Genomic DNA, 18,732 nt, shown 5'->3' with positions numbered 1-18,732 from the left:
CCGAAGGGTGACCTGAGCAATGCCGATCGAAAACACCACAGACAACTTGTGTACGATATTGTGGGCGTTGATGCATTGTGGGCGTTGATGCATTTTGGTCTCGCTTCACTAACACCAAAGCAAGGAAAGAGTTCCCTGTGGTCAATTCGTAATTCGTAATTGAACAATGCGTAATTCTTTGGTATTGATCCATTCGTAATTAAAAAGCTTCGCACTCATTCGTAATTAAATAACAGGAAATATCAGCTAATCAACCTAAGTTTTTGCCTTAAATATTGAACTTTTCAAATTTATTTACGTCCTTTGTATTGACTGAACGGTTAATCAAAAAAACATTATGCCAAGAACAGCGGAACAATATGCCGAAATACGGCAGGAGAGAAAAGAGGAGATTTTGCGGGCGGCTCTACGCTTGTTTGGAGAAAAAGGCTACGAAGCTACAAGTATTGACACTATAGCTAAAGAGGCCAATATCTCTAAGGGGTTGGTGTACAACTACTTCGAAAACAAACAAACGCTATTAGAAGAGGTACTGGACATGTTTTACCAAAAACTAGGCGGTACTTTTAGGTCACTACACGATAGCACCGACCCTGCCGAAGTGATTATCAGAGAGATGTTGTACCTGACCCGCGACTCGCTCAAGGGAGAGCAGGAGTTTTGGCGATTATATACCCGCTTGTCGTTTCAGTATACCAATTACCTCAAAGAAAAATATGCCCCAGAAATGGCGCGTTGGTTTAACAAAATAACGGCGGTCATGGAAGAATTGAAGTACCCCAATCCACAGATAGAGGCCATTAAGCTAGGTTCTATCATCGATGGTATTTCTTTCAATTACTTGGTGGCTCCTGAGCTTTATCCTATTGATGAAGTGATAGAAAACGTAGCCAATGAATACGAAGCACAACGGCAAAACCCCAGGTAGTAGTATATACTTAGTCATACGAAATAGTGGTATATACCTAAGGAATGGTACCAAAATAAATTTACATTCTTAATCTCATCTTTTGAGGCTATACGCGGCAAAATATTTTATCAAACTATAGAAATTTATTTTTACACCATTCCTAAAACGGCAAAAAAACTTACATTTTTAATTTTATTTGTCGTTATTTTTTACAAACTTGTTTTTGACTAACTAGTCAGTCAAAATTGAAAATCGTATCATTAAAACAAGGGAAAATCAAAAAATTAAACCTACCCAAACCCTGGCTTTGGTCATTTTATTCCTTGGGGTTTTCACCTTACTTTATAAGGTGATGTGTTTTGTTTGCTTTTTTATTGACTAAACGTTTAACCATTAATCAAATTACTCACACAATATGAACATCAAACGATTGAATAAATTTCGCTGGATACTGATAGGTTTATTGCTGGCAACCGCCAATTTTACCCAAGCTCAAAATGCCACCGAGATTGTAAAAAAAGCCGATAGCCACATGCAGGGCAAAAGTTCACAAGGTATAATGACCATGACTATCGTACGCCCCAAATGGCGACGCACAGTAGAGATGAAGTCGTGGAGCAAAGGCAGAGACTTTTCTTTGATTTTGATAAAAAAACCAGTGCGCGACAAGGGCAGTGGCTACCTGAAGCGGGGCAAAGAAATGTGGAACTGGTTGCCCAAAGTAGGTAGGGTAGTAAAAATGCCTCCTTCTATGATGAATCAGTCCTGGATGGGGTCTGATTTTACAAATGATGACTTGGTGCGTCAATCATCGATAGTGATAGACTACACCCACAAAATTATAGGTTCGGAGACATTGGAAGGACGCGACTGCTATAAAGTATTGCTTACTCCTAAACCCAACGCACCTGTAGTGTGGGGCAAGGTAGAAATGTGGATTTCTAAGAAGGATTACCTCCAACTACAATCTAAAATGTATGACGAGGATGGCTACCTGGTGAACACCATGCGTGGCAGCAAAATAAAAAACCTGGGGGGCAGGGTATTGCCTAGCTATATGGAGATGATTCCGGCAGATAAGCCTAACCAAAAAACAGTGCTCGAATACAAAAAATTGGTGTTTGACAAGCCCATAAGCGACAGTTTTTTTTCGGTGCAAAACATGAAGCGGGTGAATTGATTAGTTGATAGCGCCCACAGGGGCAAGTCCTTAGATGCCGATGCATATCGGTGCTTCAAGCGACAAGTCGCAAGTTACACCCTGTTTACCTGCGTTGAGCTCATCACAGGTAACTACACTTCTCTATCATATTAATTTTCAGCAACTTACAAAAAGTGTAGTTAATAGTCATTGGGTACTGGGTGCCCCGCAAGCGGGATGTTGGTATAGCCTCCACTCGATACTGAGCTTTATACCTTGCTCTGCAAATAGTTGTTGATTTTTAACGATTTATGAAATCGGTAGACGAAGCTTTTGGCTTTCACCCGTGGCAAATAGCACACGCACCTGTTTTATATCTAGAACCCTATTAGGATTCTTGACTAAAAAACTAAATAAACAAAAGATGTATTTAAAACTTGCCTGGAGAAATATATGGCGCAATCGCCGCCGAACTTTTATTACCGTTTCGGCTATTTTCTTTGCTGTGTTTCTATCGGTAATGCAACGCTCTATGAAGATAGGCTCGCTGGAGCGCATGGTAGATCAGATGGTAGGGGCTTTTTTGGGGCACATTCAGGTACACCAAAAAGGGTATAATGAAGAACAAAACCTGGACAATTCCTTTGCTGATTCACCTGCTTTGCTTGGGGCAATAAAGCAAACAAAAGGGGTAAAAAAGGTGATTCCAAGGTTAGACAGCTATGCTTTGGTAGCGGGTGTTGAGCGCAGTAGGGCTGGGTTGATTATGGGCATTGACCCTATTGCCGAAAGGCAACTATCGAACCCTGAACAAAAACTGATCAAGGGGACATATTTGGCAAAAGCCGATGAAGAAGCAATCTTGATAGCACAAGGGCTTGCCCAATACTTGAAAGTGCAGGTGGGCGATTCGCTGGTGTTGTTGGGGCAGGGTTTTCAAGGGCAAACTGCCACAGGTAAATATTTGGTAAAAGGATTGATAAAAATGCCCAACCCTGAGCTAAACAAGTCGCTTGTGTATGTGCCTATCAAAACGGCACAAGTGCTCTTTGCTACCAAAAACCGCCTGACTACCTATTGTATACAGCTTGACAATGCCAAGCAACTGACCGATGTAACAGCAGCCTTGCGGCAAAATTTGGCAAAAGCCAGCCAGCAAGAGATTGTTTATGAGGCGATTGACTGGCAGCAAATGGCGCCCGACCTGGTGCAAATGATCAACGCTGACAAGCAAGCAGGTAAGATTATGATGGGGGTGTTTTATATGGTGTTAGGCTTTGGCATTTTGGGCACAGTGTTGATGATGACGAGCGAGCGCCGCTATGAGTTTGGGGTGTTGATTGGCATAGGGATGAAACGCTTTAAGTTGGGCATTTTGGTATTTTTTGAGATGTTAATGCTTGCAGCAATTGGGGTGTTGGCAGGTATTGGGGTAAGCTTGCCCATTATGTGGTACTTTCACTTGCACCCAATTAAACTCACAGGCGACATGGCTAAGGCGATTGAGGGGTATGGAATAGAGCCAGTGTTGCCGTTTTCGGTAGACCCAAGCATTTTTAGCTCTCAGGCTATAGTGGTGTTTGTGCTCACCATGGTAATTGCTATTTACCCAACTGTACACATCAAGCGCTTAAAAGTGATAGAGGCTTTGCATGGGTAATTAGTCGGGAGCTACTACAGCTTTAAGCTTCAGACGACAAGTCCTTAGATACCGATGTATATCGGTGCCACAAGTATACCTTGCTCTGCAAGCAGCTAATATTTTATAGTGCGTTGATTTTTAGCAATTTACCCTAACTACGGACTCCTGACTAACTAAGTATTATCAACTATTATTTAAACTAAAAAAACATGTATTTAAAACTTGCCTGGAGAAATATATGGCGTAACAAACGTCGGACAGTGATTACGATGGTGTCTATATTTTTTGCGGTATTTCTATCTGTTTTTATGCTATCGATGCAAAACGGCTCCTATGAAAATATGATTCAGAACACGGTAGGGTCTTTTACAGGGTATGCACAAATACACCAAAAGGGTTATTGGAACGAGCAAAATATTGACAACACTTTTGAGTGGAGCAATGAGCTGCAGCAACAAGTAAGCAAAGTGACTGAGGTTACTCAAATGGTGCCACGCTTAGAGTCTTACGCTTTGCTATCGGGCAAGCAAAAGAGTAAAGCAGGGTTGGTAATGGGCATTGACCCTGCCAAAGAAAAGGCACTATCGGCACCACAAAAAAAACTGGTAGAGGGTAAATACTTTGATAAAAAAGACGAAAGAGCTGTGTTGGTGGCGCAAGGGCTTGCCCAATACCTTAAACTCAACGTGGGTGATTCGCTGGTATTGATCGGGCAAGGTTTTCAGGGGCAAAGTGCAGTAGACAAGTTCTTGGTCAAAGGTATTGTCAAGTTTCCGGCTCCTGACATTAACAAATCATTGGTGTATGTGCCACTGACTACCGGGCAAGGCTTATATGCTGCCGAAAACAGGCTCACCTCGTTGGCATTGGTGCTAAACCAACCCAAAAAGCTAGAGGAGGTAATGGCGGCTTTGCGAACCAAGGTAGATGCCAAACGCTACGAGGTGATGTCCTGGAAACAAATGATGCCCGAACTCATCCAAATGATTGAAGCAGATGGCATGGGTAGCTACATTACTATTGGAGTGCTGTATATGGTGGTTTGTTTTGGTATTTTTGGTACCATTCTCATGATGACCACCGAGCGCCGCTACGAGTTTGGGGTGTTGATTGGCATAGGGATGAAACGGCTAAAGCTAGGTATGGTGGTTATTCTCGAAATGTTGATACTTGCCATATTGGGGGTGGTGTTAGGAGCATTGGTAAGCTCGCCATTGGTAGCCTATTTTCACGCCAACCCGCTCAAGCTCACGGGTAATGCGGCAAAAACGATGGTTGAAATGGGCATTGAGCCTATTATCCCATTTTCTACCGATCCGATGATTTTTGTGTCGCAGGCGGGCATTATTCTGGGTTTTACCCTGTTTATATCGCTTTACCCACTATGGTTTACCCAAAAAATTAAATTGATTGATGCACTTAGATAGTTGGGAGTCAATAGTCAGTACATGATAGCATTTGCTCAGACAAACGACTGACTACTAACTCCCAACTCTGGACTATTCACTAACTAAAAACATTATGATTATCAAAATAGCCTGGAAAAATATTTGGCGCAATCCGGTGCGCAGTGGGGTAGTCATTACCTCGGTATTATTGGGAATATGGGCAGGCATTTTTGTACTTGCCTTCTCGATGGGGATGAACAACCAACGGGTAAAAGGACAACTCGACAATTTTGTGGGACACATCACTATCAAAAACGCTAAATATGACGAGGATAAACTAGTAAAATACGCCATAGCCAATGCCCAACATGTGGCAAAAGAGGTGAGTAAACTACCAAATGTAACAGCTGTTACTACCCGCACCAGTGCTATAGGCATGGCTACCAGTAGTGCAGGGGGCTATGGAGCAGCTATTCATGGCATAGACCTGCAAAACGAGCCTAAAGTATTCAGCCTGAAAAGTAAATTGGTAGAAGGCAAGTACTTTGAAGGCATTAAACGGAATCCTATTCTGATTGGTAAAAAACTTGCCAAAAGGCTCAAGCTCAAGTTGCGCTCTAAAATGGTACTCACTTTTCAGAACGAAAATGGTGATATTACAGCGGGGGCCTTCCGGATTGTAGGCTTGTACAAATCCAGCAATACAGTGTATGACGAGTCAAATGTGTTTGTACGCCAACAAGACTTACAAAAACTATTGGGCAACGACGCGCTCATTCATCACATTGTATGCCGGGTAAACGACTACCAGGTAGCCCCAGAGGTAGCACAAAACCTACAAGGCAAACTAGCAAAAAGCCACCAAAATATAACAGTACAAAGCTGGAAAGATACCTCGCCTGACCTTGCCTATGCCAATGATATGATGAGCCAGATGTTATTCATTTTTGTGGGTATTATACTGTTAGGGCTCTCTATGGGCATTGTCAATACGATGCTCATGGCAGTGTTGGAGCGTACTCGTGAGCTGGGCATGCTCATGGCAGTAGGCATGAGCAAGGGCAGGGTATTTAGAATGATTGTGATAGAAACCTTCTTTTTGACTTGTGTAGGTGCCCCTATAGGCATACTACTCGCTTGGGGCACCATTCAATACACTGGCAGTACTGGCATCAACTTGGGGATGTTTTCGTCGGGACTGGAAAGCTTCGGTTATGATTCTATCATTCGCCCCATGATTGAAGGGAGTTATTATGCTCAAATAGGACTTATGGTGGTTGCTGCCGCCTTGTTATCTGCCATTTATCCGGCAATCAAAGCATTGAAACTTAAGCCTGTAGAGGCGATAAGGAAGGTTTGATTTAGTTGAGAGTCTATTGTGGCTACACTAAGCGTGAAACGATCGCTAAGTCAATAAACAACAATCTTTTAGCCCCGCTTTGCGCTAACTCGCAATTAGCTTTGCAGAGCTCCCTACGGTCGGTTCGTAATTTAATCGGTAGTCTCGCTTTGCAAACCATAAAATAATAGAACCATATTAAAACATCATATAATCCATGAAAAACAATTTTTCGCAACGACACATAGAATGGAACTACCCAGAACCAGACAATTCCTGGGACAAGTTTGTAGGACCAGGTGCCACCAAAGGTGAACAAACTCTGATGCTGTTGCCTACCTTGGTACTTACTGTGGGACTCTTGATTTGGGTACCTATCCAAGGCATTCAATGGAGCATTTGGCAATATTTGGTTGCAGGTTTTTTGGCTTTCGATCTCATAGGCGGAGTCATTACCAATGCCACCTCTACCGCCAAGCGTTGGTACCATCGTGCCGGGCAAAGTACAGGCAAACATTTGCAGTTTGTGGCAGTCCACATTTTGCAGTTGTTTTTGGTCACCTGGCTATTCAACGATCTCAACTGGGTGTATTTGTTCAGCATATACGCTTACCTGATGCTTAGCTCATGGTGGGTGCTCAGGTTGCCTTTGCACTTGCAACGCCCTGCCGCCTTTGGCATTTATACGCTTACGCTGATGTTGCACTATAGTTTTTTGAGTGGGATTGAAGGCTTTGGCGCCATCCCCGGACTAGAGTGGTTCGTTCCGGTGTTCTTTTTCAAGCTCTTGATTAGTCATTTATTAACCGAAGAACCTTATAGACCAGTGAGTCGATAGCTTTGGTCAATAGTCCATTGTGGCTACACTGAGCGTGAAACGGGTGCTAAGTCGCTAGACAACGATCTTTTAGCCTCGCTTCACGCTAATTCATAATTAGGAGTGTACGGAGTCTTGTAATCATCTGACAATAAGTATTTTGCAAAGGTTAAAGCGAACAAAAACAAGGTTGTTTTCACCTTTAAAAGGCGGCGTATACGCTCATGTTTGCTCTTTGCCAGGGCGACCATTCCGATAAATCGCGAACTTCCATTGCATTACAGCAAGGGTAGCCCCTACTTGATTTAAATATAAATCCCTGTATATCAAAGGTTTTTAAAACTTCGTACAGTTCTAATTAGTAATTCGTAATTTAATCAGTAGTCTCGCTTTGCGCTAACTCGTAATTCGTAATTTAATCAGTAGCCTCGCTTTGCGAACCATAAAACAATAAAGTCATTAAATAATAGAGCAATAAAATAACAACACCATATAATAATTTAAATTATGAAAAAAGTATTAGTAGCCGGAGCCACCGGATATTTAGGCAAATATGTAGTACAAACCCTCAAGCAACAAGGTTATTGGGTGAGGGCACTGGTGCGCAACCAAAAAAAACTATCCCAAACAGGTAAGTTTGGCGAGCCTGCAGTTGCTGGTTTGGTAGACGATGTATTTGTAGGGGAGATTACCCGCCCCGAAACCCTGAAAGGTGCCCTGGATGACATCGATTGGGTGTTTTCGTCGGTAGGCATTACCCGCCAAAAAGATGGTCTTTCGTTTTGGGAGGTAGACTATCAAGCCAATAAAAACTTATTGGAGCTTGCCAAACAAGCTTCTATAGAAAAGTTTGTGTTTGTATCGGTATTTCAAGGCGAAGCACTTGCCAAAAAAATAGCGGTAGCCCACGCCCGCGAAGCTTTTGTCAAAGAACTCAAACAATCGGGCATTGCTTATAGTATTGTACGCCCCAGTGGGTATTATTCAGACATGAGCGAATTTATGACCATGGCGGCTCAAGGCAGAGTGTTTTTGGTAGGCAACGGCAGCGGGATTATTAATCCTATCCATGGAGCAGACCTTGCCGAGGTATGTGTACAGGCTTTTCAGGAAGATGTGCCAGAGGTAGACGCAGGTGGACAAGAAGTGTTTAGTTATCAACGCATTGGCGAGATGGCTTTTGATGTGTTGGACAGCAAACCTCGTTTTATGAAAATACCTGTGTGGGCTACTAAAGTATTGATTGCACTCATTAAGCCTTTCAATAAACAACAAGCTGACTTGTTTAAATTCTTTATTACGGCGGCTAACAATACTGACATAGCTCCCAAACACGGACGACATAATTTACGACAATACTTTCTTGATTTTGCTTTACAGAAAGATAGTCAGGAGTCAGGGGTTGGGAGTTCATAGTCGATGGTCCATTGTGGCTACACTGAGCGTGAAATGGATGCTAAGTCGATAGACAACGATCTTTTAGCCTCGCTTCGCGCTAATTCGTAATTAGGAGTGCACGAAGTATTGTAATCATCTGATAATAAGCATTTTGCAAGGTTAAAGCGAACAAAAACAAGGTTGTTTTCACTTTTAAAAGGCGGCGTATACGCTCATGTTTGCTCTTCACGTGGGCAACCATTCCGATAAATCGAGAACTTCCATTGCATTACAGCAAGGGATTGCCCCTACATTTAGCCCCTTGATTTAAATACAAATCCCTGTATATCAAGGGTTTTTAAAACTTCGTACAGTTCTAATTAGTAATTCGTAATTAAACCATTCATAATTTAATCAGTAGTCTCGCTTTGCGAGCCATAAAACCATATAACCATTTTTTAACCGCTTTGTGAGCAATAAAATCATTTAAACCATAAAAAAATGGAAGAAGTAATCAAAACACAAGGAATTACTAAAGTATACAACGAGACCAAAGGCGTACCAGTGTATGCGCTCAATGGGGTTGATTTGACCATCAAAAAAGGAGAGTTTACCGCAGTGGTAGGCCCTTCGGGGTCGGGCAAAAGTACTTTGCTTAATATTATTGGTGGACTAGACAGCCCTACTGCCGGGGTGCTTGAAGTAGGCGGTACCGATATTAGTAAGCTCAAAGAGAGTAAGCTGATCGATTTTCGTCTCAATAACATTGGTTTTGTGTTTCAAGCATATAACCTTATCCCGGTACTTACTGCCAAAGAAAATGTAGCTTTTATTATGCAATTGCAAAAACGCCCAAAAAAAGAAGTAGACCAACGAGCATCTGAACTATTGGCAGAGGTGGGGTTGGGCGATCGCTTCAACAATCGCCCTTCGGAACTATCGGGCGGACAACAACAACGGGTGGCAGTGGCTAGAGCATTGGCGTCTAAACCACAGTTTGTGCTTGCCGATGAGCCCACCGCCAACCTTGACTCCAAGTCTGCCGAAAACCTGTTGGATATTATGGCAAAGCTCAACCGCGAAGAGAATATCACGTTTGTGTTTTCTACCCACGACCCACGTGTGATTAACCGAGCGCACCGAGTAGTGACTCTAGAAGATGGCAAGGTGGTGAAAGATGAGTATAAGCAGGAGATGGTGGTTTGATAAAAAAAGAATTGCTTTATGGTTTTATGGTTCGCAAAGCGGGGCTTAAACCAAATACTCAGCAAACATCGAAAAATATCGACCATCGACTATCAACTAAAAGCTCCCGACTATTGACTACGGACTACCAACTAACATGAAACACTCTATACTTTTTCTCTTCCTCCTATTAAGTTCATTGGCACACGCCCAAACTGATAGCACCCAAAGTTATGAGGAGGAAAAACCACCTTTGGTTACAGTCAATGGCTACCTGAAAGAGTTGGGTTCGTTGAGTTTTTCGAAACAGATGACCGATTTTAGGTATGACAACCTCATTCATAATCGCCTCAATTCTAAATGGCAATTTGGCAAAAGACTGGTGGGTAAACTGGAGGTACGTAACCGGATTTTTAATGGCTATACGACCGAGTCGCTCTATATGGCAAACCAGCAGATGAGCCTGTTGCCTACCTATGGCAATATACTGGATGATGACCTTGGCTTGGTAGATTTGTCGTGGACTTGGGCAGATGGGCAACACTTGGTGGGGCATACGGCTATAGACCGCTTGAGCTTGACTTACCGTAGCGAAAAGTGGGAGTTACAAATAGGGCGACAACGCATCAATTGGGGCAAAACAATGGCTTGGAACCCCAACGACTTGTTCAATACTTACTCTTACCTTGATTTTGACTATGAAGAACGCCCCGGTGCCGATGCAATTCGTTTTCAGTACTTTAGAGGCTACGCTTCGGGTTTTGAGGTAGCCATCAAACCAGGCGAAACGCTGGATACTACGGTAGCAGCAGTCATGCTCAAGCACAACCATTTCAATTATGATTTTCAGTGGTTGGTTGCCAATTATTACCACGAAATGGCGGCAGGGCTTGGCTGGTCGGGCAATATTAAGGGGGTGGGTTTTAAGGGCGAGTTGACTTATTTTCATCCTAGAGAAAACTGGCAGGAAAAAACCGGATACATCAATGCTACCGCAGGTTTTAGTTATGTTTTTCCTAATAGTATGTTTGTGCAACTAGAGTTTTTATACAATGGCAATTGGGACGATACTCAATCGGCGGCAAGTTTGCTTTCGCGCCCTTTGCCCGCCAACAACTTATTTATTGCCAAAACCGCAGCTTTGGCAGGCATTAGCTACCAGATTCACCCTTTGGTGAGCGCCAATGTATCTGCCATTGTGAGCCCTACCGACCAGGTATACATTTTTGTTCCAGGGCTTACTTTTTCGCTTGCCGAAAACTTTGATTTTTTGGTGACAGCTCAAATCCTCCGCAACAAGGCACTAGAGCAATTTATGCCTACGCCTAATGTATTGTTTGGACGATTGAAGTGGTCTTTTTGATTGAGCTTTTAGCGACAAGGGCTCAGTAAAATCTGCTGTTTTAGGTGTTCCGAAGGACACTTGAAACTAATTGAGATCTTTTTAATTGAGCGATTAGCTTTTAGCGACAAGGGCTCAGCAAAATCTGCTGTTTTAGGTGTTCCGAAGGGCACTTGAAACTAATTGATAAAAAGAAGTCTACTAAATATTTAAACGACAGGCTTTCCAGCCGAAAGGCTGACTCACACAGTTGAATGTACTCAGCACAATTTTGCTTGCGCAAACAAGTCGGGAGACTTGTATTTATTCAACGCTTTCAAGTCCCGTAAAGGAAAACTTAATAGAACAAAGAATAACCTGTTTTTTTAGGAAAAATATAAAAAAAATATAGTTTGTGCAAAAATTACAACTAGCAAATTATGACAAGACAAAATCCTAAAAAAGAATTAAAACAGTTTATTCAAGATGAAGAGTTTATCGAGTTAATGGATAAAGCTTTTGCAGACTTAAGAGCAGATTATGAGTTAGCATTAGATTCAAATAAAGAAAAAATTAACGAACTCAAACAAGTACATGTTGATATAAAAAATAGTTTAAGTAACCTAACTTCATACTCTTGTAAATCAAGTGGAATTGTCAGTGGGCTAAGGGGCACTGGAAAAACCCACCTATTTCTTCTTGCAAGGGATAAGATAAATAATGACATTGTTGAAAAAAAAGCACTATGTATTTACTTAAATCTTAAAAGATTACAGATACCAGAAACTTTTACTCAGGAGATATTTAATAGAGCATTTGGAATTTTTCTTTATAAAGAACTAGGTAAGCAGTTGGTAAATCTTTTAAAATCCTATGAGAATAAAAATTTTTTTGACAAAATTAAATCAATCTTCAATTTTGATCAAAAAAAACAAACCTCAAACATCAAAAGCATAATAGCTAAAATAGAATTATTTCAACAAATAGTTAAATATGGAACCCAACAACTATATTCTTATAAAGAAGGAGATACAGAACTTGAGCAATCCCAAAAAGAGTTATTTGAAATATATACTAAACTTTCAGGGAAGTTGGGAATTAAAACTACTGAGCTTAACTTAGAAAATAACATAAAACAACAAAAGGAATATAATAACAAATATAAGTCAACCTCTAAATATTTAAGTTATCTCGATATACAGGATATTAGAGATAACCTAATATCAATAATTGAGATATTAAAGCTAAACAATATAACTGTTTATGTCGACGAATGGGAAAAAATTTACACAATAGAAAAAGCTCAAGAGTATCTATCATCATTTATAGATAAACTAAATGATACCCCTTTATATTTTTGGATTGGTTATGTACCATATCGTGGAGATTTGCATCACCTTGATGTAGGGGCAGATTTACAACATAGAATAGACTTGGATAAAAACTTAATATATGAAAACTCTAAACGCGACAAAGAACTATGTTTATACTACTTCAAAAGTTTTATCAATCAACGATTAAATCATTACCTAAAAGACTATAATATTGATTATAGTGTTATGTTTAACGGTGATAAAAAGCTAGAGCATCTAGTTTTAGCATGCATGGGAAACTCTAGAGATTTCGGAACAATGCTTTTAGATTGCTGGTCAGCATTTAGAAACTACCGAGTTATTGGTATTTATCAAGGAAGACCATTTAAGTACATTAGTGACAAAATGATTTCTGATTCTATAAAATCTGATGGAGAAAAAAAATTACTTAATATCAAGGGACAAAACAATACAATGACAGTTTGGCGTGATATACAAAGTTTTGCTACCCAGAAAAAATCTAGCCATATAGCAATAGAAGAAACTAATGAAAATATGGGATTACTCTCAAAAGGTGAGTTTTCAGAATTACTATATCACAGACTATTTCACTTTAGGAAAGGAGGAGTTGCTGCTAAAGATGACCGTAACACACAACATAAATTGTCTATATACGCATTAAACTATGCTTGTACTTATGATCAACATTCAAAAGATAAAAAATTTACTTATATCACCACATCAAGTTCTATTGATGATAAAGTAAGGCGATACATATATCAACCAAATAATATAATTAATACTATTAAGACTAAAGAAGGAGAAATACATTCTTGTAAAAATTGTAAAGAAAAAATTAATATAATTAAGATGAAGGCTGCTTGGGAAAAAAATTCTTGCCCATTTTGTGGAGAGAATATATATAAAGCTGAATAAAAAAATGGGGGATATAAATTTATATCCCCCAAAGAACTACACCCCTACCCCACTCAAGTCATAAATAGACGCGTATTTTTCTTCTACATAACGCATAAAATAATCAAAATTGAGAATTTCGCCCGTTACGCGTTTGCACAACTCGTCGGCAGGGTAGCGGCGCCCATGTTGGTGAATGTTGGTTTGCAACCACTCTAATAATTTCACTGGATTTTTGGCACGAATGTCATCTTCCAGCCCTGGAATGTCTTGCACGGCTTGAGCATAAAACTGGGCAGCGTAAAAACTTCCGATAGAGTAAGTAGGAAAATAACCAAAACTACCGTGGCTCCAGTGAATGTCTTGCAGCACTCCTTCAGCATCGTTTTTGATGTCGAGCCCCAAGTATTGCTTATACATGGCATTCCATCTGTCCTTAAGATCAGCCACCTTTAGCTTTTTCTCAAACAGTTCTTTTTCTATTTCGTAGCGAATGAGCACGTGAAAGTGGTAAGTCAACTCATCGGCGTTGGTTCTGATGGGTGACGGTTGCACCTTATTCATCGCCTTAAAAAAATCGGTAGCATTGTGATTACCCAATTGACCAGGAAACAACTCTTGCAAACGGGCAAAGTTGCCTTGCCAAAAGTTGAGCGAACGCCCCACGTTGTTTTCCCACAGGCGCGATTGTGACTCATGCATGCCCAAAGTTAGATAAGAGCCACTAGGCAAACCATAGTTTTCGTCTTTGAGCCCTTGTTCATACAAAGCGTGCCCACCTTCATGAATGGTGCTCCACAGCATTTCGCTTAGGTTGTGTTCATCTATTCGGGTAGTTACCCGCACATCGGTTGCGCTAAAATTGGTAGTAAACGGGTGTGACGAAACGTCTTGCCTGCCCGCATTCAGGTCATAGCCAATTTGCTTCAGTATTTCAATGCCATAATCCCATTGTTTGTCTTTGTCAAAGTGCTGATACATCAACGCATCGCTCACTTGTTCGGCGTGGTATATTTTTTCTATAAAAGGAAACAAACGCGCTTTTACCTGCCCAAATAATACCTCTAGCTGGTCTACGGTCATGTTCTTTTCGTAAATATCTAGCTGGGCATTGTAAGGATGCCCCTCGTAGCCCAAGTACTCACATTCTTGCAACTTTAGCTCAAGCAATGCCTCAAGATCGGGCGCATATAGACTAAAATCTTTTTGTTGCTTGGCGTTGTTCCACGATTGAAAAGCTTTGGACACTGCCGCGCTGGTTTTTTCTACAAACTCCTTGGGTACTTTTTTGTACTTGTCGTACTCCCCTTGGGTATAGCTTACATTGGCACGTTCAGCGTCGCTCAAGTCGGCATTGGCAAGCTCATTGAGTAAATTGCCCGTTTCGTCAGCGGTAAACATCTCATGCGCCAAGCCCGCCAAAGTAGACAATTGCTGGGCACGACGTCCCGCACTTTTGGGCGGCATGTATACCTCTTGGTCCCACTGTAGCAAAGCAGCCGAGTTGTTGATGTCGGCAATTTTTTGCATCCTTTCGGTAAATTTCTTATAGGTGCTCATCTTTTGTTTTGGGTTGATTTAACCATACTCCTTTCACTTGCCTAAATCTCTTCATTTTTTTACCTCCAGTCAATTTTCCCTCTAAATTTTGTTGCCAGGCAGGTATCAATTCACTTTATGACACTCGATACTTTTGTTAAATTTATAAATACTCAAGACATAAAATCAACCCGTACACCCTCCAAACACTTTTTTCAATAAAAAAAAGACCCACCTTATAATGTAAAGCGTTTGCTAGGTTTTGCCCCTCTACCTTTACACTCGTTGAATGACTCAAATAATTCTTGTGAGGCAATCAGCACTCAACAATACTTTAAGCCTTATATCTCATTTAGATTGCTAATGACAGGCTTTGTTTGAGTCTTATTCAACTATTTAGAAACCTTTTTAAACAAATAACAAAACATGAAAAATCTTAAAAAATTCAAGAACAACACCATTGTAAAAACTGATTTGCAAAAAGTAAAAGGTGGTATCAGAATCACCAGAGCACAATGTCTTGCTGATGGTTACCAGTGGGTAGAACCTTGCTTGTGCATTGGCTGGAAGTAGTGCCTGAAGTATTGGGGCTAAGTGCTATGGGTGCTGGGGTTTATAACCTAACCGTAGGCAAAGTTTACCTGTCAGGTATGAATACTGCCCTGACACTTACCCCAATCAACTATTTATTTTTATTCACAAAACACTTTAGATATAACTACATGAAAAACCTTAAGAAATTTAAGAATGATGAGGTTGTAAAAGCTGATTTGCAAAAAGTAAAAGGAGGGTTCAGGCCAATTACTGGAAAGGAATGCGAGGATTCAGGCGGGTATTGGAATGGCAATAGCTGTATTCCTTGGCATAACTGATTTTTAATTTATTCACTCAATAATATAACCTACACAAAACATGAAAAATCTTAAAAATTTCACGAACAACCAATTATCAACTAAAGAAGTACAGTCCACCATAGGGGGGCGTCGTGCCATAGACGATGATGCCTGCCGCATGGCAGGGGGCAACGTATGGGTAATTAATGGCGACAAACATTGCGTTATTCAAGGCTAATTATTGTTTGTTTTTTTTGCGTGAACACCCACCCCAAAAGCCACCAGGCTTCACTGGGGTGGGTTGTTTTAATATTTTTCCGCTGTTTTAAGTGTTCCAAAGGACACTTGAAAGTTATCAATAAAAAGAAGTCTTCAGACTTATGTATTCAAAATACTCCCGCTGTTTTAAGTGTTCCAAAGGACACTTGAAAACCACCAATAAAAAGAAGTCTTCAGACTTATAATCTATGTATTCAAAATAACACACGCTGGCGCAAGTCTCCAGACTTGTGTCCATTGTAGCAAATTCAAGCTTGAGTACCCCTCACGCGAAGGGCTTACCGAAGGGTAACCTTAGCAACACAAACCCTAAACTACGAAAACAACTTTAGCTAATAGTAAAATCAAGCCATTGGGTGGGCAGTGTTTGGTCGGGCTAAAGCCTGAAGACCAACACGGGAGAAGGCTTATAACCCGCTGTTTTAAGTGTTCCAAAGGACACTTGAAAATTATCAATAAAAAGAAGTATTCAGACTTATAATCTATGTATTCAAAATAACACACGCTGGCGCAAGTCTCCAGACTTGTGTCCATTGTAGCAAATTCAAGCTTGAGTACCCCTAAAACCAAGTCATTGGATGGAAATACCCTCCACCTCCCGCGAAGGTCTTACCGAAGGGCGACCTGAGCAAAGCAAACCCTAAACTATGAAAACAACTTTAGCTAATAGTAAAACCAAGCCATTGGGTGGGCAGTGTTTGGTCGGGCTAAAGCCTGAAGACCAACATGGGAGAAGGTGTTTTTTTGGTTGAATTGCCTACCCAAACCTCCACCTCCCGCGAAGGTCTTACCGAAGGGCGACCTGAGCAAAGCAAACCCTAAACTACGAAAACAACTTTAGCTAATAGTAAAATCAAGCCATTGGGTGGAAATACCCTTCAGTCTGTCTCCGAAAACCTGCCAGGATTTTGTGACAACGCTAAAAAATCCTGGCAGGTTTGGTACCAAACCATCTACAACACTTTCAACTCCACCCGTCGGTTGCGTTCCCGATTGGCAGCCGTAGTATTGGGCACCAAGGGACGGGTTTCGCCGTAGCCTTTTGCCGAAAGGCGCTTTACATCAATGCCTGCTTTTACCAAAAACATTTTCACCGCCTGAGCTCTTTGTTCCGATAGGGCAATGTTGTCGTTGTGGGTACCGTGGTTGTCGGTATGTGCCGATATTTCCAGTTTTAGCTGAGACTCTTTCTTGAGCAACTGGGCAATCGTTTGCAAATACCCCAAGGTTTTGTCATCTAGCTTTGCCGAATTATAATCAAACAACAAGTGGCTAAAAATCAGCTTTTTATACGCTTTCAGCGATTCCAGTGGGCGCAGGTTCTCCAGGCGATGTTTGGTAGCTTTGGTGGTATTGGCAAGGGCTTTGGCTTCGTCGGCTTTGCTTATTACCTCCCCTGTTTTAACATCTACCAATAACGCCTCTCCTATTACTTTTTTGGACAACTGAGTAGTCATAGGCAATGCCTTTGCCACCAGTATTTCCTGAGGTTTCAGCACTACTTTATCCAGCTTCAACACAGGCTTTGTCCAATCACGCAAGTCTACCTTTTGGTAAGCCGTTTGGTAACCTTTGGCACTGATGGCAAGCTCGTATTGGTAGCCTTGGCGTAGGGCAAGCCTGAACCCTTGGCGGGGGGCATGCTTCCCAGCAATTGCCTGCCCGTTGCGTTGCAGTTTCACCAAAATACTGGTGGCTATGGGTTGGCGGGTTTTGGCACTGGTGGCTACGCCCATTACTCCAATGTTTTGCTTGAGTTGCATATAAGCAGGCAACTTTTTCGCCCTAAAAATATCATCGTTTCGTTTGCCTTGGGTAGTAAAATACAAAGTATTGTCGGGCAAAGTCAAAGTTGCAAATTCTTCTGATTTGGGGGTGTTCAAAAATTCCAGTGCCTTCAGTTCTACCCATTCCTTGCCTTCAATATCAAGCACGGCTTTGTACAAGTCAAACCCACCTTTGCCGCCCTTGCGGATAGAGGCAAACAACAAAGTAGCATTGTCGCTCATGACCCTTGGGCACTTTTCGCAACCGGTATTGATAGGGTACGGCAGCGGCTGGGGTGCTTGCCAACGCCCATGTTTGTTTTTGCGCGCTACAAATAAAGTATAACAACGTTGCCCTTCTTTTTTATTAGGCAATGGGCGGGCAAAATACAAACGTTGCCCATCTGCTGAAATCGCCGGGCAGTCGTCGTGTCCCTTAGAGTTGAGCACCTTGCCCATATTTACTGGGCGTGTCCAGTTACCGTTTATTTTTCGGGCATAATATATATCTCTGCCGCCTTTACCCCCGCGAAAGGTGGCCGAAAAAAGCAGGGTTTTACCATTGGCACTGAGGCAAGGGGTAGCAATAAAATCGGTTTGAAAGCCATTGACTTCGGTGGGGCGTTGCCCAAAAGTGTTGATGCTCTCAATGGGTTTGGGTGCTGACCAATGTCCACTTTTGAGGCGGGTACTTTCGTACAAAAACCAGGCTTTGTAAGGGTTGTTGTTCGATTGAAATACCATTGTTTTGCCATCGGCACTCACCGTAGGCGCGTATTCTACAAAGGTATGGGTGCTCACGGCGCGTATGCGCTCTATTTTTTGGGCATGTAGTGCTCCAAAGCAAAGTATAAGTAGGGGTAAAAGTAGTTTTTTCATGATAGTTGGTAGTGTCCATGCCTGAAATAGGTTGACCTTGGGTTGACAATTAGACACTTTTGAACAAATTCAATTGATTTGCATTATT

The 18,732-nt window shown here is 41.5% G+C and carries 15 protein-coding genes; 13 read left to right on the top strand and 2 right to left on the bottom strand.

Annotated features, from left to right (window positions below; translation table 11 throughout):
* Positions 1 to 337: 337 nt before the first annotated feature.
* From Q0954_RS27390 to Q0954_RS27345, 10 genes are all read left to right on the top strand, one after another.
* Entirely contained in the window at positions 338 to 928 is a 591-nt protein-coding gene (locus Q0954_RS27390) for a TetR/AcrR family transcriptional regulator (protein WP_299462813.1), read from the top strand.
* A 397-nt stretch (positions 929 to 1,325) separates the two neighbouring features.
* Positions 1,326 to 2,090, top strand: coding sequence for an outer membrane lipoprotein-sorting protein (locus Q0954_RS27385; protein ID WP_299462810.1), 765 nt, complete (start codon positions 1,326 to 1,328; stop codon positions 2,088 to 2,090).
* A gap of 385 nt (positions 2,091 to 2,475) precedes the next feature.
* A complete protein-coding gene (locus Q0954_RS27380) occupies positions 2,476 to 3,711 on the top strand; it encodes an FtsX-like permease family protein (RefSeq protein WP_299462807.1) in 1,236 nt (411 codons plus the stop codon).
* Positions 3,712 to 3,902: 191 nt separating this feature from the next.
* Positions 3,903 to 5,120, top strand: a complete 1,218-nt coding sequence (locus Q0954_RS27375; RefSeq protein WP_299462804.1) for an ABC transporter permease — start codon at positions 3,903 to 3,905, stop codon at positions 5,118 to 5,120.
* A gap of 94 nt (positions 5,121 to 5,214) precedes the next feature.
* A complete protein-coding gene (locus Q0954_RS27370) occupies positions 5,215 to 6,441 on the top strand; it encodes an FtsX-like permease family protein (RefSeq protein WP_299462801.1) in 1,227 nt (408 codons plus the stop codon).
* 196 nt (positions 6,442 to 6,637) lie between these two features.
* On the top strand, positions 6,638 to 7,258 hold the full coding sequence (locus Q0954_RS27365) for a hypothetical protein (RefSeq protein ID WP_299462798.1): 621 nt from the start codon (positions 6,638 to 6,640) through the stop codon (positions 7,256 to 7,258).
* 486 nt (positions 7,259 to 7,744) lie between these two features.
* Positions 7,745 to 8,653: an SDR family oxidoreductase gene (locus Q0954_RS27360; protein ID WP_299462795.1), complete on the top strand. Its 909-nt coding sequence runs from the start codon at positions 7,745 to 7,747 to the stop codon at positions 8,651 to 8,653.
* 462 nt (positions 8,654 to 9,115) lie between these two features.
* Complete coding sequence (locus Q0954_RS27355; protein ID WP_299462792.1) at positions 9,116 to 9,820, top strand: ABC transporter ATP-binding protein; 705 nt, start codon at positions 9,116 to 9,118, stop codon at positions 9,818 to 9,820.
* Positions 9,821 to 9,956: 136 nt separating this feature from the next.
* On the top strand, positions 9,957 to 11,162 hold the full coding sequence (locus Q0954_RS27350; protein WP_299462790.1) for a hypothetical protein: 1,206 nt from the start codon (positions 9,957 to 9,959) through the stop codon (positions 11,160 to 11,162).
* A 398-nt stretch (positions 11,163 to 11,560) separates the two neighbouring features.
* Positions 11,561 to 13,369 (top strand): hypothetical protein, encoded by a 1,809-nt coding sequence (locus tag Q0954_RS27345; RefSeq protein ID WP_299462787.1) that lies wholly within the window; start codon positions 11,561 to 11,563, stop codon positions 13,367 to 13,369.
* A gap of 36 nt (positions 13,370 to 13,405) precedes the next feature.
* Here the strand turns inward: Q0954_RS27345 and Q0954_RS27340 are convergent, their stop codons facing one another.
* On the bottom strand, positions 13,406 to 14,908 hold the full coding sequence (locus tag Q0954_RS27340; protein ID WP_299462784.1) for a carboxypeptidase M32: 1,503 nt from the start codon (positions 14,906 to 14,908) through the stop codon (positions 13,406 to 13,408).
* Between the two features lie 405 nt (positions 14,909 to 15,313).
* On the opposite strand from Q0954_RS27340, the gene Q0954_RS27335 reads away from it, so the two are divergent.
* Genes Q0954_RS27335 through Q0954_RS27325 form a run of 3 tightly spaced genes read left to right on the top strand, consistent with a single transcriptional unit; the run spans position 15,314 to position 15,958 of the window.
* Positions 15,314 to 15,460, top strand: a complete 147-nt coding sequence (locus Q0954_RS27335; RefSeq protein WP_299462781.1) for a hypothetical protein — start codon at positions 15,314 to 15,316, stop codon at positions 15,458 to 15,460.
* Positions 15,424 to 15,759 (top strand): hypothetical protein, encoded by a 336-nt coding sequence (locus tag Q0954_RS27330; protein WP_299462779.1) that lies wholly within the window; start codon positions 15,424 to 15,426, stop codon positions 15,757 to 15,759. The genes Q0954_RS27335 and Q0954_RS27330 overlap by 37 nt, the downstream gene beginning before the upstream one ends.
* Before the next feature lie 40 nt (positions 15,760 to 15,799).
* Positions 15,800 to 15,958: a hypothetical protein gene (locus Q0954_RS27325; RefSeq protein WP_299462777.1), complete on the top strand. Its 159-nt coding sequence runs from the start codon at positions 15,800 to 15,802 to the stop codon at positions 15,956 to 15,958.
* A gap of 994 nt (positions 15,959 to 16,952) precedes the next feature.
* Here the strand turns inward: Q0954_RS27325 and Q0954_RS27320 are convergent.
* A complete protein-coding gene (locus tag Q0954_RS27320; protein ID WP_299462774.1) occupies positions 16,953 to 18,644 on the bottom strand; it encodes an OmpA family protein in 1,692 nt (563 codons plus the stop codon).
* Between the last annotated feature and the right edge of the window lie 88 nt (positions 18,645 to 18,732).

Source organism: uncultured Microscilla sp., assembly GCF_947493425.1.
In the GTDB taxonomy this organism is placed as follows: Bacteria; Bacteroidota; Bacteroidia; order Cytophagales; family Microscillaceae; genus Microscilla.
This window is presented reverse-complemented; position numbering and strand designations above follow the sequence as displayed.